Annotated in this window: 15 protein-coding genes; 11 read left to right on the top strand and 4 right to left on the bottom strand. The window is 62.5% G+C overall.

What is annotated here, in order from left to right:
- Positions 1-74: 74 nt before the first annotated feature.
- Together AC07VU_RS20565 and AC07VU_RS20560 are read right to left on the bottom strand one after the other, a co-directional pair.
- The gene (locus tag AC07VU_RS20565; protein WP_495030362.1) at positions 75-1,574 is read right to left on the bottom strand and encodes a PAS domain S-box protein; all 1,500 of its coding nucleotides are present in this window, start codon (positions 1,572-1,574) and stop codon (positions 75-77) included.
- Positions 1,575-2,270: 696 nt separating this feature from the next.
- A complete protein-coding gene (locus AC07VU_RS20560) occupies positions 2,271-3,593 on the bottom strand; it encodes a sigma-54 interaction domain-containing protein (protein ID WP_495030361.1) in 1,323 nt (440 codons plus the stop codon).
- A 382-nt stretch (positions 3,594-3,975) separates the two neighbouring features.
- Between AC07VU_RS20560 and AC07VU_RS20555 the strand changes: the two genes are divergently transcribed.
- The 10 genes from AC07VU_RS20555 to AC07VU_RS20510 all read left to right on the top strand — a co-directional run bounded on the left by AC07VU_RS20555 (position 3,976) and on the right by AC07VU_RS20510 (position 12,557).
- Positions 3,976-4,860 (top strand): MBL fold metallo-hydrolase, encoded by an 885-nt coding sequence (locus AC07VU_RS20555; RefSeq protein WP_053260713.1) that lies wholly within the window; start codon positions 3,976-3,978, stop codon positions 4,858-4,860.
- A gap of 34 nt (positions 4,861-4,894) precedes the next feature.
- Positions 4,895-6,172, top strand: a complete 1,278-nt coding sequence (locus tag AC07VU_RS20550; protein WP_274336366.1) for an NAD(P)/FAD-dependent oxidoreductase — start codon at positions 4,895-4,897, stop codon at positions 6,170-6,172.
- Positions 6,169-6,993: a sulfite exporter TauE/SafE family protein gene (locus tag AC07VU_RS20545; protein WP_009043357.1), complete on the top strand. Its 825-nt coding sequence runs from the start codon at positions 6,169-6,171 to the stop codon at positions 6,991-6,993. Before AC07VU_RS20550 ends, AC07VU_RS20545 begins: the two co-directional genes overlap by 4 nt.
- A gap of 206 nt (positions 6,994-7,199) precedes the next feature.
- Positions 7,200-8,777, top strand: a complete 1,578-nt coding sequence (locus tag AC07VU_RS20540; protein WP_495030360.1) for a phospholipase effector Tle1 domain-containing protein — start codon at positions 7,200-7,202, stop codon at positions 8,775-8,777.
- Positions 8,777-9,436: a DUF2931 family protein gene (locus AC07VU_RS20535; protein ID WP_495030359.1), complete on the top strand. Its 660-nt coding sequence runs from the start codon at positions 8,777-8,779 to the stop codon at positions 9,434-9,436. Before AC07VU_RS20540 ends, AC07VU_RS20535 begins: the two co-directional genes overlap by 1 nt.
- 84 nt (positions 9,437-9,520) lie before the next feature.
- Positions 9,521-10,174 carry a DUF2931 family protein gene (locus tag AC07VU_RS20530; RefSeq protein WP_495030358.1) on the top strand — a complete coding sequence of 218 codons (654 nt, stop codon included), beginning with the start codon at positions 9,521-9,523 and terminating at the stop codon, positions 10,172-10,174.
- Positions 10,175-10,250: 76 nt separating this feature from the next.
- Positions 10,251-10,907: a DUF2931 family protein gene (locus AC07VU_RS20525; protein WP_277588495.1), complete on the top strand. Its 657-nt coding sequence runs from the start codon at positions 10,251-10,253 to the stop codon at positions 10,905-10,907.
- A gap of 243 nt (positions 10,908-11,150) precedes the next feature.
- Complete coding sequence (locus tag AC07VU_RS20520) at positions 11,151-11,585, top strand: YeeE/YedE family protein (RefSeq protein ID WP_053278642.1); 435 nt, start codon at positions 11,151-11,153, stop codon at positions 11,583-11,585.
- Positions 11,586-11,602: 17 nt separating this feature from the next.
- A complete protein-coding gene (locus tag AC07VU_RS20515; RefSeq protein WP_495030463.1) occupies positions 11,603-12,022 on the top strand; it encodes a DUF6691 family protein in 420 nt (139 codons plus the stop codon).
- A gap of 64 nt (positions 12,023-12,086) precedes the next feature.
- Positions 12,087-12,557 (top strand): GNAT family N-acetyltransferase, encoded by a 471-nt coding sequence (locus AC07VU_RS20510; RefSeq protein WP_495030357.1) that lies wholly within the window; start codon positions 12,087-12,089, stop codon positions 12,555-12,557.
- Between the two features lie 108 nt (positions 12,558-12,665).
- Here AC07VU_RS20510 and AC07VU_RS20505 read toward each other — a convergent pair whose 3' ends face one another.
- Positions 12,666-13,352 carry a hypothetical protein gene (locus tag AC07VU_RS20505; protein WP_495030356.1) on the bottom strand — a complete coding sequence of 229 codons (687 nt, stop codon included), beginning with the start codon at positions 13,350-13,352 and terminating at the stop codon, positions 12,666-12,668.
- Positions 13,352-14,326, bottom strand: coding sequence for a hypothetical protein (locus tag AC07VU_RS20500; protein ID WP_495030355.1), 975 nt, complete (start codon positions 14,324-14,326; stop codon positions 13,352-13,354). Before AC07VU_RS20500 ends, AC07VU_RS20505 begins: the two co-directional genes overlap by 1 nt.
- A gap of 545 nt (positions 14,327-14,871) precedes the next feature.
- On the opposite strand from AC07VU_RS20500, the gene AC07VU_RS20495 reads away from it, so the two are divergent.
- Positions 14,872-15,153, top strand: a complete 282-nt coding sequence (locus AC07VU_RS20495; RefSeq protein ID WP_495030354.1) for a fructose-bisphosphate aldolase — start codon at positions 14,872-14,874, stop codon at positions 15,151-15,153.
- Positions 15,154-15,320 lie beyond the last annotated feature (167 nt).

Genomic DNA, 15,320 nt, shown 5'->3' with positions numbered 1-15,320 from the left:
AACCCCGTGACGCCGCAGAAGCGCCATTTGTACTGATGGCACTGGTGCATTTGCACCGGTCAGCGCTGCACCTGTCAGCGCTGAGCCTTGCCACGGCGCTCGCCGCTGAACAGCCCGCGCTCGCGGGCCCAGACAATGGCCTCGGCACGGCTGTGCAGCGCCAGCTTGGAATACACCGTGGCCACGTGATTGCGCACCGTGCTGGGCGCCAGTTGCAGGCGCGCGGCGATCTCCTTGTCGGCCAGGCCCTCGCAGATCAGCCCCAGCACATCGCGCTCGCGGGCGGTCAGGTCGGTAAAAGACGCACTGGGCTGCTCGGCCTGGTTGGCGCTGCGCACATTGGCCAGCTTTTCGATCAGGGTCTGGCTGAACCACGAGGCATCGCGCATCACCTCCTCGATCGCCGACACCAGCTCCAGCTCGGAGCGCTTGCGCTCGGTGATGTCCATCAGCACCAGCAGGTAGCTGGGCTTGCCCTGGATATCCACGGTGTCGGCCGAGACCACGCAGTCGAGCAGTTCGCCGCCCTTCTTCGCCACCCGAAGGTCGACGTTGCGCACATCGGCGTTTTTCTCCAGGGCGCCGAACAGGCTGGCGCAGGCCTGCGGGCTGGCGATAAAACCGACTTCTTCCACGGTCTTGCCCAGTAGCTCCTCGGCGGCATAACCGGTGCTGTCGAGAAAGGCCTCGTTGACGTCGACGATCTGCTGGCTGTCGGCGCCGCAGACCAGGGTCGGCACCGGCGTCAGGCGAAACGCCTTGGCAAAGCGCTCTTCGCTCTGGCGCAGGGCCGTCTCGGCCTTGCGCCGCGGCTCCAGGTCCATGAAGGAAAACAGCATGCAGTCTTCTTCGTTGATATCCAGCGGCTGGCCAGCGACGATCACCAGCTTGCTGCCGCCTTCGGGCAGGCGCAGTTCGGCCTGCATCTGCGGGATGGTCGCGCCCTGGTTCAGGCGTTCGATGGCCAGGTCCTTGCGCTCGGCGCCCTCCAGCACATCCACTTCGTACACCGAGCGGCCGATCACCTGGTCGCGGGCATAACCGGTCATTTCCAGGAAGCCTTGGTTGACCTTGATGTAACGCAGGTCGCTGAGGCGGCAGATCACCGCCGGCGCCGGGTTGGAATTGAAGGTCTTCTCGAAACGCTGTTCGGCGCTGGCCCACTCGGTGGCGTCGCTGAGGATCAGCACCAGGGATTCCACCTCGCCGGCGCGGTCGGTGAGGATCATGCTGCGCACCCGATGCACCCAGGTGCGTTCTTCCTCGCCCTCGCCGCTGCGCACCTCCACCACCACGTCGCTGAAAGTCTCCCCGGCGGCGACCCGGTTGATCGGGTAGCTGTCCAGAGCCAGCGGGTGGTGGTTGCGATAACGCAGGGCGAAACGCTCGGCGTATTGCTGGTCGTCGGCGCCCAGCTCGGCGATCTCCTCGACCCCGTGCATGGCCAGCGCCGCCTCGTTGGCCCAGACGATGCGCCGGTCCGCCTCGAGCAGGATGACCCCGTCGGACAGTCCGGAAATGATCTGCTGCAACTGCCGGCGATTGGTTTCGGTGGCGAGTAGGTCCTGGCTCATGGCGACTCCTCAAAGGCCCGGCGCCACTGGCGTGACGTCGAAAAAAGGCGGGCAGAAACTACGACCACGGCGCATCGCCATCGTGCCCTGGAGCTAATACCCCCTTACCGCCGAGACGTTCCCCTGTAGCCGCTGGCGCAGCCTGCGATAGACCCGCAGGGTCTCTGGCGCCAGCAAGACCGCTGCGAGCGTGCCGCTCGATCGCAGCCTGCGGCAGCGGCTACACAGGCATTGAGCGGGGCCGAAATATCGAGGAGATCACAGAATCCCTGTAGCCGCTGGCGCAGCCTGCGATAGACCCGAAGGGTCTCCAACGCCGGCAAGACCGCCACGAGCGTGCCGCTCGATCGCAGCCTTCGGCAGCGGCTACACAGGCATTGAGCGGGGCCGGAATATCGAGGGGATCGCAGAATCCCTGTAGCCGCTGGCGCAGCCTGCGATAGACCCGCAGGGTCTCTGGCGCTAGCAAGACCGCCGCGAGCGTTCCGCTCGTTCGCAGCCTGCGGCAGCGGCTACACAGGCATGGCGCGGGAGCGGAATATCGAGGGGATCGCAGCATCCCTGTAGCCGCTGGAGCAGCCTGCGATAGACCCGAAGGGTCTCTGGCGCCAGCAAGATCGCCACGAGCGTGCCGCTCGATCGCAGCCTTCGGCAGCGGCTACACAGGCCTTGAGCAGGGCCGGGATATGGCGTGGCTCAGGAAATGCCCAGGGCCTTCAGGCGTCGGTACAGGGTGCGTTCGCTCAGGCCCAGGGCCTTGGCCAGTTCGCTGCGCGAGCCTTCGAACACTTCCAGGGCGTGGGCCAGTTGTTCCAGGTCCTTGCCCGCGCGGCGCCGGCTCGGCGGCGTTGTGGCGGCGGCGCTGCCCGCGCGCAATTCCTCGGGCAGGTCCTCGACGCGGATCACCCCGTCGTCGCTGAACAGCCGCGCCCGTTCGAGGATATTGCGCAGCTCGCGGATATTGCCCGGGTAGGCATACAGGCCCAGGCGCTCCAGGGCCTGCGGCGCAACCCGCGGCACCGCGCCCGGCGCCAGGCGTTGCAGCAGGCTGTCGATCAGCAGCGGCAGGTCGTCGCTGCGCTCGCGCAGGGCCGGCAGGCGGATCGGGAAGGCGCTGATGCGGTAGTACAGGTCCTGGCGGAAGGTGCCGGCGGCGACCATTTCCTTGAGCGGCTTGTGGGTCGCCGAGACCAGGCGGAAGTCCGAATGCACGGTGCGCAGGCTGCCCACCGGGCGAAAGCTGCCGGACTCGATCAGCCGCAGCAGCTTGACCTGCATCGCCAGCGGCACTTCGCCGATTTCGTCGAGAAACAGGGTGCCGCCATGGGCCGCCTCGGCCAGGCCGATCTTGCGTTGCAGGGCGCCGGTGAAAGCGCCCTTCTCGTAGCCGAACAGCTCGCTCTCCAGCAGCGACTCGGTCAGGCCGGTGCAATCGACCACCACCAGCGGCCCGCCGGCACGTGGGCTGCCGTCATGCAGTGCGCGAGCGAACAGCTCCTTGCCGGTGCCGGATTCGCCCTGCAGCAGCACCGGGATCTGCGACGGCGCCGCCCGCTGCAGGGCACTCAAGGCCGCATTGAAGGCCGGTGAACGCCCCACCAGCCCCTTCTGCTGCGGTTGAACCGAGGCCACCGCCACCGAACTCAGGCGCTCGACGTAAGCCACCACCTGCCCCGTGTCGCCGAGGATCGGCCGCAACTCCACATCCACATGCTCCGGCCCGCGCGGGGTGTGATGGATATGCAGCAGGCGCTCCGGCAGGCGGGTCTCGAAGGCCTTGCGCATCGGGCAATGCTCGCCGGCCTGGTCGCAAGGCACCGCGAACTGGTGGGACACCCGGTAGCACTTGGCGCCGACATGAGGCTTGCCCTCGACGCCGAACTGGCGCTGGTAGGCGGTGTTGGCCGCGAGGATGTTGTAGTCGGTGTCTAACAGGATCGTCGGCTGCGCGTCATGCTCCAGATAGGACATCAGGGCTAACATTTCAGGATTGGCGAGGGCATTCGGGGTCTGGGGCATAGCAACTCCTGGGCGTTGCGCGGCAGCTTAAACCATGGGCCCGGGTTCTGCCATTTTCTGCCAGAAACTGCCAATCGACTGCCACCTACAATTGACAGTGACAGCCAGAACGCCCACCCCAGGCCTTTGAATTCAATGAATGGGCGGTAAAAGCGGCGCGCGCCGGTTGGCACGCTTATTGACAGTCCAAGGGTCTGTACGAAAAGTCGGCGAGCGAAGGTCAGGCAAGGCAAAAACAGGCGAGGAAGCGGAGTGTAGGGGCCTACATGAGCATTCCGAGCCTGTTTTTAACGCAGCATGACCGAGCGCAGCCACTTTTCGTACAGAGCCTAGGGACGACTGCCAGTCCCGGCCGGCGTCACCCTATTGTTCGGAGAACCCCATGATCATCGGCGCATCGCTGTGCGTAGAAGCCTTTTTTGACAGCCAGACGTGGACCATCAGCTACCTGGTGATGGACCTCGACACCCGGCGCTGCGCGCTGATCGACAGCGTGCTGGACTACGACCCCAAGTCCGGCCGCACCCGCACCGAGTCCGCCGACAAACTGATTGCCCGGGTACGGGAACTGGACGCCCAGGTCGACTGGATCCTCGAAACCCACGTGCACGCCGATCACCTGTCCGCCGCGGCCTACCTCAAGGCCCAGCTCGGCGCCCGGGTGGCGATCGGCAACCAGATCACCGTGGTGCAACAGGTGTTCGGCCGGCTGTTCAACGAAGGCCAGGGCTTTGCCCGTGACGGCAGCCAGTTCGACGTGCTGCTCGAAGACGATAGCCGCTTCGCCATCGGCAACCTCCAGGCCCGCGCCCTGCACACCCCCGGCCATACCCCGGCGTGCATGACCTACCTGGTACAGGTTGGTGAAGAGACCGTGGCCTTTGTCGGCGACACCCTGTTCATGCCCGACTACGGCACTGCCCGCTGCGACTTCCCCGGCGCCGACGCGCGCACCCTGTACCGCTCCATCGGCAAGATCCTCGCCCTGCCAGCGCAGACCCGGCTGTTCATGTGCCACGACTACCTGCCCAACGGCCGCGAGCTGCAATACATGACCACGGTCGCCGAACAGCGCGCCCACAATATCCATATCCATGAAGGGATCGACGAAGACGCCTTTGTGCGCATGCGCGAAGCCCGAGACGCCACTCTGGAAATGCCGGTGCTGATCCTGCCGTCGGTGCAGGTCAACATGCGCAGCGGCCAGTTCCCCGAGCCCGACGACAACGGCGTGAGCTACCTGAAGATCCCGCTGAACGCCCTTTAAAACCTATAACGCCACTCCACCAGGAGACGCTGCCATGCGCCCCATTTCCCCCATCCCACGAGCCGTCAACGGCAGCCACCAGGTGCTGATCGTCGGCGGCGGCGCGGCCGGCATTGCCACCGCGTCCAGCCTGATCAGCCGCGAACCGCACCTGGACGTCGCCATCATCGACCCGGCCGACACCCACTATTACCAGCCCGGCTGGACCCTGGTCGGCGCCGGGGTGTTCCGCGCCGAAGACACCGCCCGCAGCATGGCCTCGCTGATCCCCAAGGGGGTGAAGTGGATTCAGGCGGCGGTGAGCAGCTTCGAGCCGGAGCACAACGCCCTGCTGCTCAACGACGGTCGTGTGCTGGGCTATGACCAGTTGGTGGTCTGCCCGGGCCTCAAGCTCGACTGGAACGCCATCGACGGCCTGAGCGAAACCCTGGGCAAGCACGGCGTGACCTCCAACTACCGCTACGACCTGGCGCCCTACACCTGGCAACTGGCGCAGAACCTCAAGCAGGGCCAGGCGCTGTTCAGCCAGCCGCCGATGCCGATCAAATGCGCCGGCGCGCCGCAGAAGGCCATGTACCTGTCCTGCGATCACTGGCTGCGCAACGGCCGGCTGGGGCAGATCAACACCCGTTTCCTGAATGCCGGCGGCGTGCTGTTCGGCGTGCCGGACTACGTGCCGGCGCTGATGGAGTACGTGAAGAAATACGACATCGCCCTGGATTTCGGCCACAACCTGGTGGCGGTGGACGGCCCCGGTAAGCGGGCGACCTTCGTGCGCAACGGTGCCGACGGCCAGCAGGAACGCGTCGAGCTGCCCTTCGACATGCTGCACGTGGTGCCGCCGCAGACCGCCCCGGACTTTATCCGCAACAGCCCGCTGGCCGACGCCGCCGGCTGGATCGATGTCGACCCGCACAGCCTGCGGCACAAGCGCTACAGCAACATCCACGGCCTGGGCGACGGGACCAATACCAGCAACGCGAAAACCGCGGCGGCGGCGCGCAAGCAGGCGCCGGTGGTAGCCACCAACGTGCTGGTGAACCTCAAGCGCCTGCCGACCCGGGCGCAGTACGACGGCTACGGTTCCTGCCCGCTGACCGTGGAGCGCGGCAAGATCGTCCTCGCCGAATTCACCTACGGCGGCAAAGTCGCGCCGAGCTTTCCGGCCTGGCTGCTGGACGGTCGCCAGCCGACCCGCCGCGCCTGGTGGCTGAAGGAACGCATCCTGCCGCCGCTGTACTGGCGCGGCATGCTCAAGGGCCATGAGTGGCTGGCGCGGCCGAGCCTGGTGACGGACCTGCCGGAATCATGAGTGAGTACAGCTTGCTGGGCGCCGGCCTCGGCGCACTGATTGGCGCGATCCTGGCATTGACCGGGGCCGGCGGCGGGATTCTCGCAGTGCCGCTGCTGGTGTTCGGCCTCGGCCTGAGCATGGTCGAGGCCGCGCCCATCGGCCTGCTCGCGGTGGGCCTGGCGGCCGCCGTGGGCGCGGTGCTGGGGCTGCGCGAAGGCATCGTGCGTTACCGCGCCGCCGGCTTTGTCGCCGCCATCGGCATCCTCATGGCACCCGTGGGCCTGTGGCTGGCCCACCGCCTGCCGAACCTGCCGCTGGCCCTGCTGTTTTCCGCGGTGCTGCTGTACGCCTGCGGACGCATCCTGCTCAAGGCCACCCGTGAACTGCGCCACGGCCAGCCGGCACCCCGCGCGGCCTTCCAGCCCTGCGTACTCAACCCGCTCCAGGGTCGGCTGCGCTGGACCCTGCCCTGCGCCCGCGCCCTGACCGTCACCGGCCTGCTCTCGGGGCTGCTCTCCGGGCTGCTCGGGGTCGGCGGCGGCTTCGTGATCATCCCGGCGCTGACCCGCTACACCAACCTGGACAGCAAAAGCATCGTCGCCACCTCCCTGGCGGTGATCGCCCTGGTGTCCGCCGGCAGCGTAATCACCGCCAGCCTCAGCGGCGTGATGCACTGGGCGGTGGGCGCACCCTTCGCCATTGGCGCGGTGCTGGGGTTGATCGCCGGCAGGCAGGTCGCCCGCTACCTGGCGGGGCCGCGGTTGCAGCAGCTGTTTGCGTTGGTGGGGATGCTGGCGGCGGTGATGCTCAGCCTCGGAGCACTCGGCGCCTGGCACTGAACCCGCAATCGCGAGCAAACGCTCTTCTGTAGGAGCGAAGCTTGCTCGCGATAGCGCCCGCCCAGGCAACAAAAACATCCCGGCAATCAATCGTTCCTACAACCAAATCAGCACCTGCCCAACCTCTTGCAGATTCCTCCTAAATCCCTGCCCCGCCATTCCCGGTACGGTTTCCAGCGCCCCTTTCGCCTGAACCAGGACCACCCATGGCCAGCAACGGACCCGGGCCGATGCCCAACCTTCTACGGCCCGCCAATCCCAACCAAAGCCCCGCTGAACGAGCCGCCGAAACCGAACAGCCCAGCTACGGCGAACAGCTCTGGGCCCAATACGAGAAATACGCCAAAGAGCCTGCGCCACCGCCTGAAAAGATTCAGGTGGCGCTGCGTATCGGGGTGTTCTTCGACGGCACCGGCAACAACGCCAGCAACTCGGCCATGGGCCAGATTTGCGGGGCGCAGCATGCCATTGAAGCCAGGGATATCGATGGCAGCTGCAAGCCGTATATGAGGGATCCGGAGAGTAGTTATGGGAATGATGTGAGCAATGTTAAGCGGTTGAGTGATTTGTACTATTCCAGCCGAGAAATCGAGGGTGGAGAACTGAAAAAGCGAGCGTTTCGTTCAATCTATGTTGAGGGTATCGGCACACAGACGGGTGAAAAAGACAGCCTGATTACCTCGGGTACAGGGCGTGGCGACACCGGAGTATTGGGATGTGTGCAAAGGGCCTTCCGTGAGATCAAAGAACATATCAACGATATCCATAAAGAGAATCCCGAAGGCGAGATCACTTCACTGATCTTCGATACTTTTGGTTTTAGCCGAGGCGCGGCATCGGCCCGACATTTTGCCAATGAAGTCGTGCGCTGGCTTGGCCCGCTTGAGCTGATTCTGCACAGCTACTCCGACGCCTTCAGCCCTAACTTCAACCGGCAGTACGGCCACGATGTCGACATGGGTTTTATTGGCTTGTTCGATACGGTGCCGTCAGTTGCCGGACTGAGTAATCTGGGCAATGTCCGCAGCGCGATTGCCCCAGGCCTCAAGCTTCATCTCGACCGCCGTTACTTTCGCTCAGTAGTGCAGCTGGTCGCCCGCGACGAGTACCGCGCCAACTTTGCCCTGAGCCGGGTCAAGCCCGACCACGTAGAGATCACCCTGCCCGGCGCACACTCGGATATCGGCGGCGGTTATCTGAATGAGGTGCAGGAGTGTGTACTGGTCAGTCCGATGCAAGCGCTGGAGGTGCCGATCAATGCCGATGTAACCCAAACCTCGATTTATCGGGAAGCGGTACAGACGAGAAAGCGCTGGCTGGCCAAGGGTTGGCCCGCACAATGGCTGGAGATCGTCACACCGGAGCCATTGCTATTGCCGCAAGATCCACAGGACCGCCTCGGCGTACGACAAAAGCGAGTGTATGCCGGCCTGCAGCTCAAGCGCCCTATGAGCAACAGGCTATCGAGGGTGTACCTTCGTGTCATGTATGAACTGGCCAGGCAGAACGGAGTGTGCTTCAACCCCATCGACGAACAAGATGCGGACTACGCCATCCCGCAAGAGCTACAAACCCTTTGTGACAGATTTGTCGCTGGTGACTACTGTACGACTTCAGTCGAGGAGACCATGCTCAAACTGCGCTATATCCATCTCTCAGCCCACTGGAACCACCCACTTGGCAAACAGGATGGAGGCAGCCTTAAAGTCATCTATATCAATGCCCCCACGGTAGATGCCGTGCGAGTGCAACACCCTCACGTACCTGACTGGACGCTTTGGTAATGAGAGTATTCATCGCCCTGCTAGGCGCACTGCTGTTGACTGGTTGCTGGACCAGTGATCCGCTATCTGGAAAAAACGACCCCAAGGCACCTTGGTGGCAACTTGGCTTCAGCGAGCCGTTCTATATGAAAGTTTGGGTCGAAGACAGCGCAGTTGAAGATATCAACGGCAAGCTATTCCTTCGCACTGGCGGTGGCTCCGCTGCGGGTGGTGATATGGGTTACGACAAAGAGTGGGCCAGAGGATGGGGCGGGAAGGGAGTTGGAGGTAGCGGTAAGTCAGTGGTTGGCGCTGACCTGCCCAAGCGCATTTTCGTACGCTGGCAATCGGTCGTAGAGCCACAGACCTATCGAGCATGGGTGGATATCCCGGAAGAGGCCCGGAAAATAATGACCACCTCGACTAACCGACGCTGCCCAGAAACTCCGCATCAGACCGCTCGCTATATGGCATCGGTCTATTTAGGTCTAACTCCGGGTGGCATCGTGCAAGTCTGGGTCAGAGATGAATGCCGCAACACGGTCAAGGTTGCTCGTGCGCAAGCTGAAATTGAACCGTTGGGGCCGCACCTGGGTAAATCAAATGGGCACTATTACCCGCTACCCGAGAGCTCCAAGCGCTACATAGAGAAGTACGGCATTCCCTATGGCAGTTGGTAAGCAGAGCTCTCTTGGTATCGACACCCTTTACGATGTGAACACATCCCCCTATCCCCCTACCTACCCTGACTGAATACGTTGGTAATGAGAGCATTCATCGCCCTGCTGGGCACACTGCTGTTGACTGGCTGCCTGGCCAGCGATCCGCTTTCCGCAAAAAATGATCCCAAAAGCCCCTGGTGGGAACTTGGCTTTACCGAACCCTATTACATGGAAGTCTGGGTTGAAGACAGCGCGGTAGAAGACATCAACGGAAAACTGTTTCGCCGCACTGGCCGTGGGACTGCAGCAGGTGGCAACCATGGTTATAAAAAGGAATGGGCCAGAGGCTGGGATGGGGTTGGTATCGATGGCAAATCCGTGGTGGGTGCCGACCTGCCCAAACGCATTTTCGTGCGTTGGCAATCGGTGGTTGAACCGCAAACCTATCGGGTATGGATCGACATCCCGGAAGAGGCCCGACAGATCATGCGCAAGACCACGGCCCGGCGTTGCCCGGAAACACCGAAACAAACCGCCAGCTATATGGCCTCGGTCAATCTGGGGCTCGCTCCTGGCGGAATTGTTCAGGTCTGGGTAAGAGATGAATGTCATCACCCGATCAAAGTCGCCCGCGTCCAAGCCGAGGTCGAACCGCTGGGACCGCACCTGGGTAAATCAAATGGGCACTATTACCCCCTGTCCGAGGACTCCAAGCGGTACATAGAGAAATATGGCATTCCCTATGGCAGTTGGTAGGCAGAACCCTTCTGGTATCGAAAGTGCGCTGCTCAATAATCACGTCCACTCACATACCTGACTGGACGCTTTGGTAATGAGAGTATTCATCGTCCTGCTGGGCGCACTGCTATTAAGTGGCTGCTTAGCCAGCGATCCGCTATCCGCAAAAAACGATCCCAAAAGCCCCTGGTGGGAACTTGGTTTTACCGAACCCTATTATATGAAAGTCTGGATTGAAGACAGCGCGGTAGAGGATATCAACGGAAAACTGTTTCGCCACACTGGCCGAGGGACAGCATCGGGTGGCGCCCTTGGTTACCAAAAAGAATGGGCCAAGGGGTGGAGCGAGGTTGGTGGTGATGGTAAGTCGGTGATTGGTGCCGATCTGCCCCAACGCATTTTCGTGCGCTGGCAATCGATCGTAGAACCTCAGACTTATCAGGCATGGATCGATATCCCGGAAGAGGCCCGGCAGATCATGCGCAAGACCACGGCCCGGCGTTGCCCGGAAACACCGAAACAAACCGCCAGCTATATGGCCTCAGTCAATCTGGGATTGGCGCCAGGGGGCATTGTTCAGGTCTGGGTAAGAGATGAATGTCATCACCCAATCAAAGTCGCCCGCGTCCAAGCCAAGGTTGAGCCTTTAGGGCCAAGCCAAGGCAAAACCAACGGTCGTTACGCCTACCAGATCAGTGAAAAGTCCAAACGTTACATAGAGCAATACGGTATTCCCTATGGCAGTTGGTAACTCCCCTTCTGGTAAAGGAACGCCCTGCTACATGAGCGCTACGCCTCACATACCTGACTGGACGCTTTGGTAATGAGAGTACTCATCGCCCAGTTGACGCGCTGATGCCCTGCGGCATACCGCAACTCTCACAGGCAACTCCCCAACTGACAGCCGCCCTCCTCTAACCACTTCGGACATATCGCACCACCACCCCAAAGACTAAACTCCACTCACCCTTCCCTCGCACAAGGTGCCCTCCCCATGAACATCGACTGGCTGCACTTCACACCTTGGAGCGCCCTCGCCGGTGGCGCGCTGATTGGTCTGGCCGCCGGTCTGTTTGTCATGGCCAACGGGCGCATCGCCGGGATCAGCGGTTTGCTGGGCAGCCTGTTGCAACCGGGCAGCGAAGGCTGGAGCGAGAAGGCCCTGTTCCTGTCGGGCCTGCTGCTGGCGCCGTTGTTCTGGGGGTTGTTCCAGGTGTTGCCGACAATCGAATTCCAAAGCGGCATAGCCGGCCTGATCGGCGCCGGGCTGTTGGTGGGCCTGGGTACGCGCTACAGCGCGGGCTGCACCAGTGGTCATGGGGTCTGTGGCATCTCCCGATGGTCGCCGCGCTCATTGGTCGCCACCCTGAGTTTTATGCTGACCGGCTTTATCACCGTCTGGCTGCTGCGCCACGGGATGGGGCTATGAACGGGAAGTCTGTGAAAATGCGCAAGGTCACGGCTTTTATCGCCGGCCTGGTGTTTGGCCTCGGCCTGCTGCTGTCGGGCATGGCCAACCCGACCAAGGTCCTGGGCTTTCTCGATCTGGCGGGCCTGTGGGACCCGTCCCTGGCCCTGGTGATGTTCGGCGCCATCGGCGCTGCCTGGTGGCCGTTCCACTGGGCCATCAAACAGCCCAATGCCTTGCTCGGCGCGAGCATGCAATTGCCCACCCGCCGCGACATCGACCGCCGCCTGATCGGTGGCAGCCTGCTGTTCGGCGTCGGCTGGGGCATCGCCGGCATCTGCCCGGGGCCGGGGCTGACCCTGCTGCTCACGCCCCATTGGCAGGCCTGGGTATTTGTCCTGGCCATGCTGGCGGGCATGCTGCTGTTTCAGTGGCTGGAAGCGCGCCGCACGCACTAAGCCCTTGGCGAACCAGACCCACCAAGGCTAGTGTCCAGACCTACCCCTCAAAGGACTCCTCCATATGGACTGTGAAATCCGCCCCGCCCACGCGCAGGACGCCGACGCCATCAGCCGCCTGATCATCGCCGCCCTGCAGACCAGCAACGCCCAGGACTACCCCGCCGCGGTGATTGCCCAGGTACAGGAAAACTTCAGCCCGCACGCCGTGCGCCAGCTATTGAGCAAACGCCAGGTATTCGTAGCCCAGGCCGCCGGCGAAATCGTCGGCACCGCCAGCCTCGACGGCCAGGTAGTGCGCTCGGTCTTCGTCGCCCCGGATAGGCAAGGCCAGGGCGTGGGCCGCCAACTGATGGCCGAGCTCGAACGCCAGGCCCTGGGCGCCGGCCTCACCCAGCTGACCGTGCCCGCCTCGATCACCGCCGAAGGCTTCTACGCCAACCTGGGCTTTCACCCCCTACGCGAGCAACACCACGGCGAAGAACGCACCCTGATCATGCAACGCGAGCTAGATCAGACGACGCACAACCTGTAGCCGCTGCCGAGCCCGCGAGGCTGCGATCGACTGCATAGCAGTCGCAAAACCGGCAAGCACAGCCTGTCTGACTAAACACCAAGACCAACCTACAAAACCGAACCCAGCTCAAGGCAAAGCCTCAAACCGCCCACTCCCCTCATTCCACTGAAACCCCGGCAACCTGCAGTCGCTCAAACTGAGCCGCAGACTCTCCCCCTCCGCCTGCACCTGCAACATATCCACCCCTTGATACAGACAACCCGGCGCCGCCAGCGTCAGGGTCTGCAGCGGTTTGCCGCTGGCCTTGTCCACCACCTCGATCGCCGTTATCCGCTGGTCATTGCCCTGCATCGGCACCTGGAAATACCAGCGCTTGCTGGACGCGCTCTGCAACAGTGTGGTGTTCGGCTGCGGCCACGAACGGTCCGAGTCCACCAGCGCCACCAGCTTCAGGCTGATTGGCAAGGTCTTGCCGGTGCGATAGCTGGTCCAACTACCGCGCACCTGCTCGCTCTGGCGGCTGACCATCAGGTCGTTGAACTGCAAGCGCGCCACCGGCAGGCCCTGCTCGTCCAGCTCGTCCATGGCCAGCACCTTGTTGCTGAAACTGAAGGTCGGCTTGAGGCGGATCGGCGTGCGATAGCGCTGGTAGGCATAGGTCCCCTGGTACAGCGCATTCTGGCTGCCCAGCGTCAGCACAATGGCCTGCTTGCCCAAGGTGCCCTGGTACACCCCGTGGGCCGCCTGCGCCGGCACTAGCCACGACACCAGCAACAACGCCGCCAGCCCGCGAAAAACATTAACCCGCCGCATCAGAAACGCCCCTCGAGAGACTGAATGAATTCCAGCCGGTCAGGGCTGATCACGCGGTAATAGTCCCTACGCTGGGTGCCCGCACTGAAGTTGATAAAGTCCTGCTTGCTGAACTCCATCTGCCCGCCGGCAAAGCGCACCGTGCCCTCGGCGGCCAACTGCTCCAGCTGCGGATGGCGCAGATACGCCTGGGTCTGTGGGTGGTACAGGTAATACTGGGTCGGCGCGCACAGCACACTGCCGTACGGGCCGTTCAAGCTGTAGCCCTGCACCTGGAAATCGAGGGTGGAGTCGGCATCGAAATGCTCGAAGGTCAGGGTGCGGGTCCCGGTCGGAGCCAGGCACCACTGCCCGCCCACCTCCTGCACCACCTCGCCGGTGGCCCGGCTCAGCACCCGGATAGTGTCCACCCGCCCCGTGTCCTCCCCGGCATTGCGCACGGCATGCACACTGAAATAGAACTGCTGGTCGGCCGCCGGCTGCAACAACTCACCGTCAAAGGCCTCGCGCTGACTCCCGCCAAAACGCATCACCCGCTGCAACCGCAACGGCTGCTGCACCCCCGTGCGCAAATCGACCAAGGCCCCCTGCAACGCCTCGGCCCCCTCGGCAAAGGGCTGCAACGACACAGCCGCCGCCGGCAAGGTCGGGTTATCCATAATATTGATCAACAGCCCCCTGTCCGGGCGATACGGCGTGAGCTCCAAAGGCATCGGCAAGCGCTCGGCCCCGCTAAACCAATAGCCGGACATCCCGCCGCCATATTGCGAGTCATACACCAGCGCCAGCTCCACCGGCGTATCGCCAAGCGTGCCGCGATAGGTGGTGACCGGGTTGGCGCTGGCCGTGGGCACATTCAGCGCCAAACCTACCAACAGCGCCGGCGCCCACCGGGATAGAAAATGCCGCAAGCGAGACACACCACCCCGCGTCCCTGCCCCTACTCGCCTCCCGCCACCAACGGACTGGGTCATGCCTGCGCTCCTTGCAATGGGTAAAAGGCGCGCAGGATAGCAAATCTTACGCCCTGTAGCCGCTGCCGAGCCCGTGAGGCTGCGATGGGGCGCGCAGCGCCCCCAAACCGGCACACCCCGATTATCCAGCTACACCTCAACAGCTGAATGGCGCCACGGCCTGGACCTGCGGTAACCGCTACGGAGTGTTAGCAACCATCCCGCTTGCGACAAGGACCAACGACTCAGCCTCGCCCTACCCACAATCAAGACCTTTCCTACAGCCCTGCCGTTGTTCCTAAAGCAGCCCAGACCTATAGTTTTCACGTCTGCTGATTCCGGTCAGCGACAGGGTTTCGCAGCCCAACAGAAAAGTCGAACTACACCGTCAATGACAACTCAGGCAAACTTCGCCTGCGTTTCGCTTCATGGCGGCTGTGCGTGGGAGACCTCCGGGTCTGCCGGGTTTCTTCTTTTCCTCGGTCTGCGAACCCGCGTACAGCTGCCACCCAATTGATTCGCAGCAATCAGGTGGCAACTTTTTCATTCTTGAAAAGGACGACACCATGAAAACTCAAGATTCATCCGAACGCTTTATTCCGCTGACGCCAATTGCTAGTGATGGACCGGTGCTGTTTGTCGACAGCCATGCGCCGTTGGTGGATTTGCATGCGTGTGCTAGCGAGCGTTTGCGCACCACACTCGATTATCTGAATCTGATGGCCTGCACTACGTTGCGAGACTCTAGCGACAAGGATATTAATACCGTGACCAATACCGCCCGGTTGTTGCTGCAGGATGTACGGGATGTGTTGGTGGCAATTGAGATTCGTGCCTTTAGTGCGTAAGCCACAGTAAAAGAAGGCCGGCTACACGCCGGCTTTTTTAATTTTCCAAAATAATATTTCTGTCTCAGCCAACAGCTCAACTGATAGCTTGCCATTTACCTAAGCCCAGATACGAGTGATGTCGTCGTACCAAACCTAAATGGGCTGGAATATCGAGCTCCCGATTT

Source organism: Pseudomonas sp. GW821-FHT02B10 (assembly GCF_059421865.1).
Note: the sequence above shows the minus strand (reverse complement) of the source record. Positions and strands in the feature narration are given on the sequence as shown.

What these genes read in the sequence shown, in the direction of transcription:
- AC07VU_RS20500 (WP_495030355.1), bottom strand. Translation starts at nt 14,326, where the DNA reads ATGACCCAGTCCGTTGGTGGCGGGAGGCGAGTAGGGGCAGGGACGCGG.
- AC07VU_RS20560 (WP_495030361.1), bottom strand. Translation starts at nt 3,593, where the DNA reads ATGCCCCAGACCCCGAATGCCCTCGCCAATCCTGAAATGTTAGCCCTG.
- AC07VU_RS20505 (WP_495030356.1), bottom strand. Translation starts at nt 13,352, where the DNA reads ATGCGGCGGGTTAATGTTTTTCGCGGGCTGGCGGCGTTGTTGCTGGTG.
- AC07VU_RS20545 (WP_009043357.1), top strand. Translation starts at nt 6,169, where the DNA reads ATGAGTGAGTACAGCTTGCTGGGCGCCGGCCTCGGCGCACTGATTGGC.
- AC07VU_RS20495 (WP_495030354.1), top strand. Translation starts at nt 14,872, where the DNA reads ATGAAAACTCAAGATTCATCCGAACGCTTTATTCCGCTGACGCCAATT.
- AC07VU_RS20555 (WP_053260713.1), top strand. Translation starts at nt 3,976, where the DNA reads ATGATCATCGGCGCATCGCTGTGCGTAGAAGCCTTTTTTGACAGCCAG.
- AC07VU_RS20520 (WP_053278642.1), top strand. Translation starts at nt 11,151, where the DNA reads ATGAACATCGACTGGCTGCACTTCACACCTTGGAGCGCCCTCGCCGGT.
- AC07VU_RS20510 (WP_495030357.1), top strand. Translation starts at nt 12,087, where the DNA reads ATGGACTGTGAAATCCGCCCCGCCCACGCGCAGGACGCCGACGCCATC.
- AC07VU_RS20515 (WP_495030463.1), top strand. Translation starts at nt 11,603, where the DNA reads ATGCGCAAGGTCACGGCTTTTATCGCCGGCCTGGTGTTTGGCCTCGGC.
- AC07VU_RS20525 (WP_277588495.1), top strand. Translation starts at nt 10,251, where the DNA reads ATGAGAGTATTCATCGTCCTGCTGGGCGCACTGCTATTAAGTGGCTGC.
- AC07VU_RS20540 (WP_495030360.1), top strand. Translation starts at nt 7,200, where the DNA reads ATGGCCAGCAACGGACCCGGGCCGATGCCCAACCTTCTACGGCCCGCC.
- AC07VU_RS20565 (WP_495030362.1), bottom strand. Translation starts at nt 1,574, where the DNA reads ATGAGCCAGGACCTACTCGCCACCGAAACCAATCGCCGGCAGTTGCAG.
- AC07VU_RS20550 (WP_274336366.1), top strand. Translation starts at nt 4,895, where the DNA reads ATGCGCCCCATTTCCCCCATCCCACGAGCCGTCAACGGCAGCCACCAG.
- AC07VU_RS20535 (WP_495030359.1), top strand. Translation starts at nt 8,777, where the DNA reads ATGAGAGTATTCATCGCCCTGCTAGGCGCACTGCTGTTGACTGGTTGC.
- AC07VU_RS20530 (WP_495030358.1), top strand. Translation starts at nt 9,521, where the DNA reads ATGAGAGCATTCATCGCCCTGCTGGGCACACTGCTGTTGACTGGCTGC.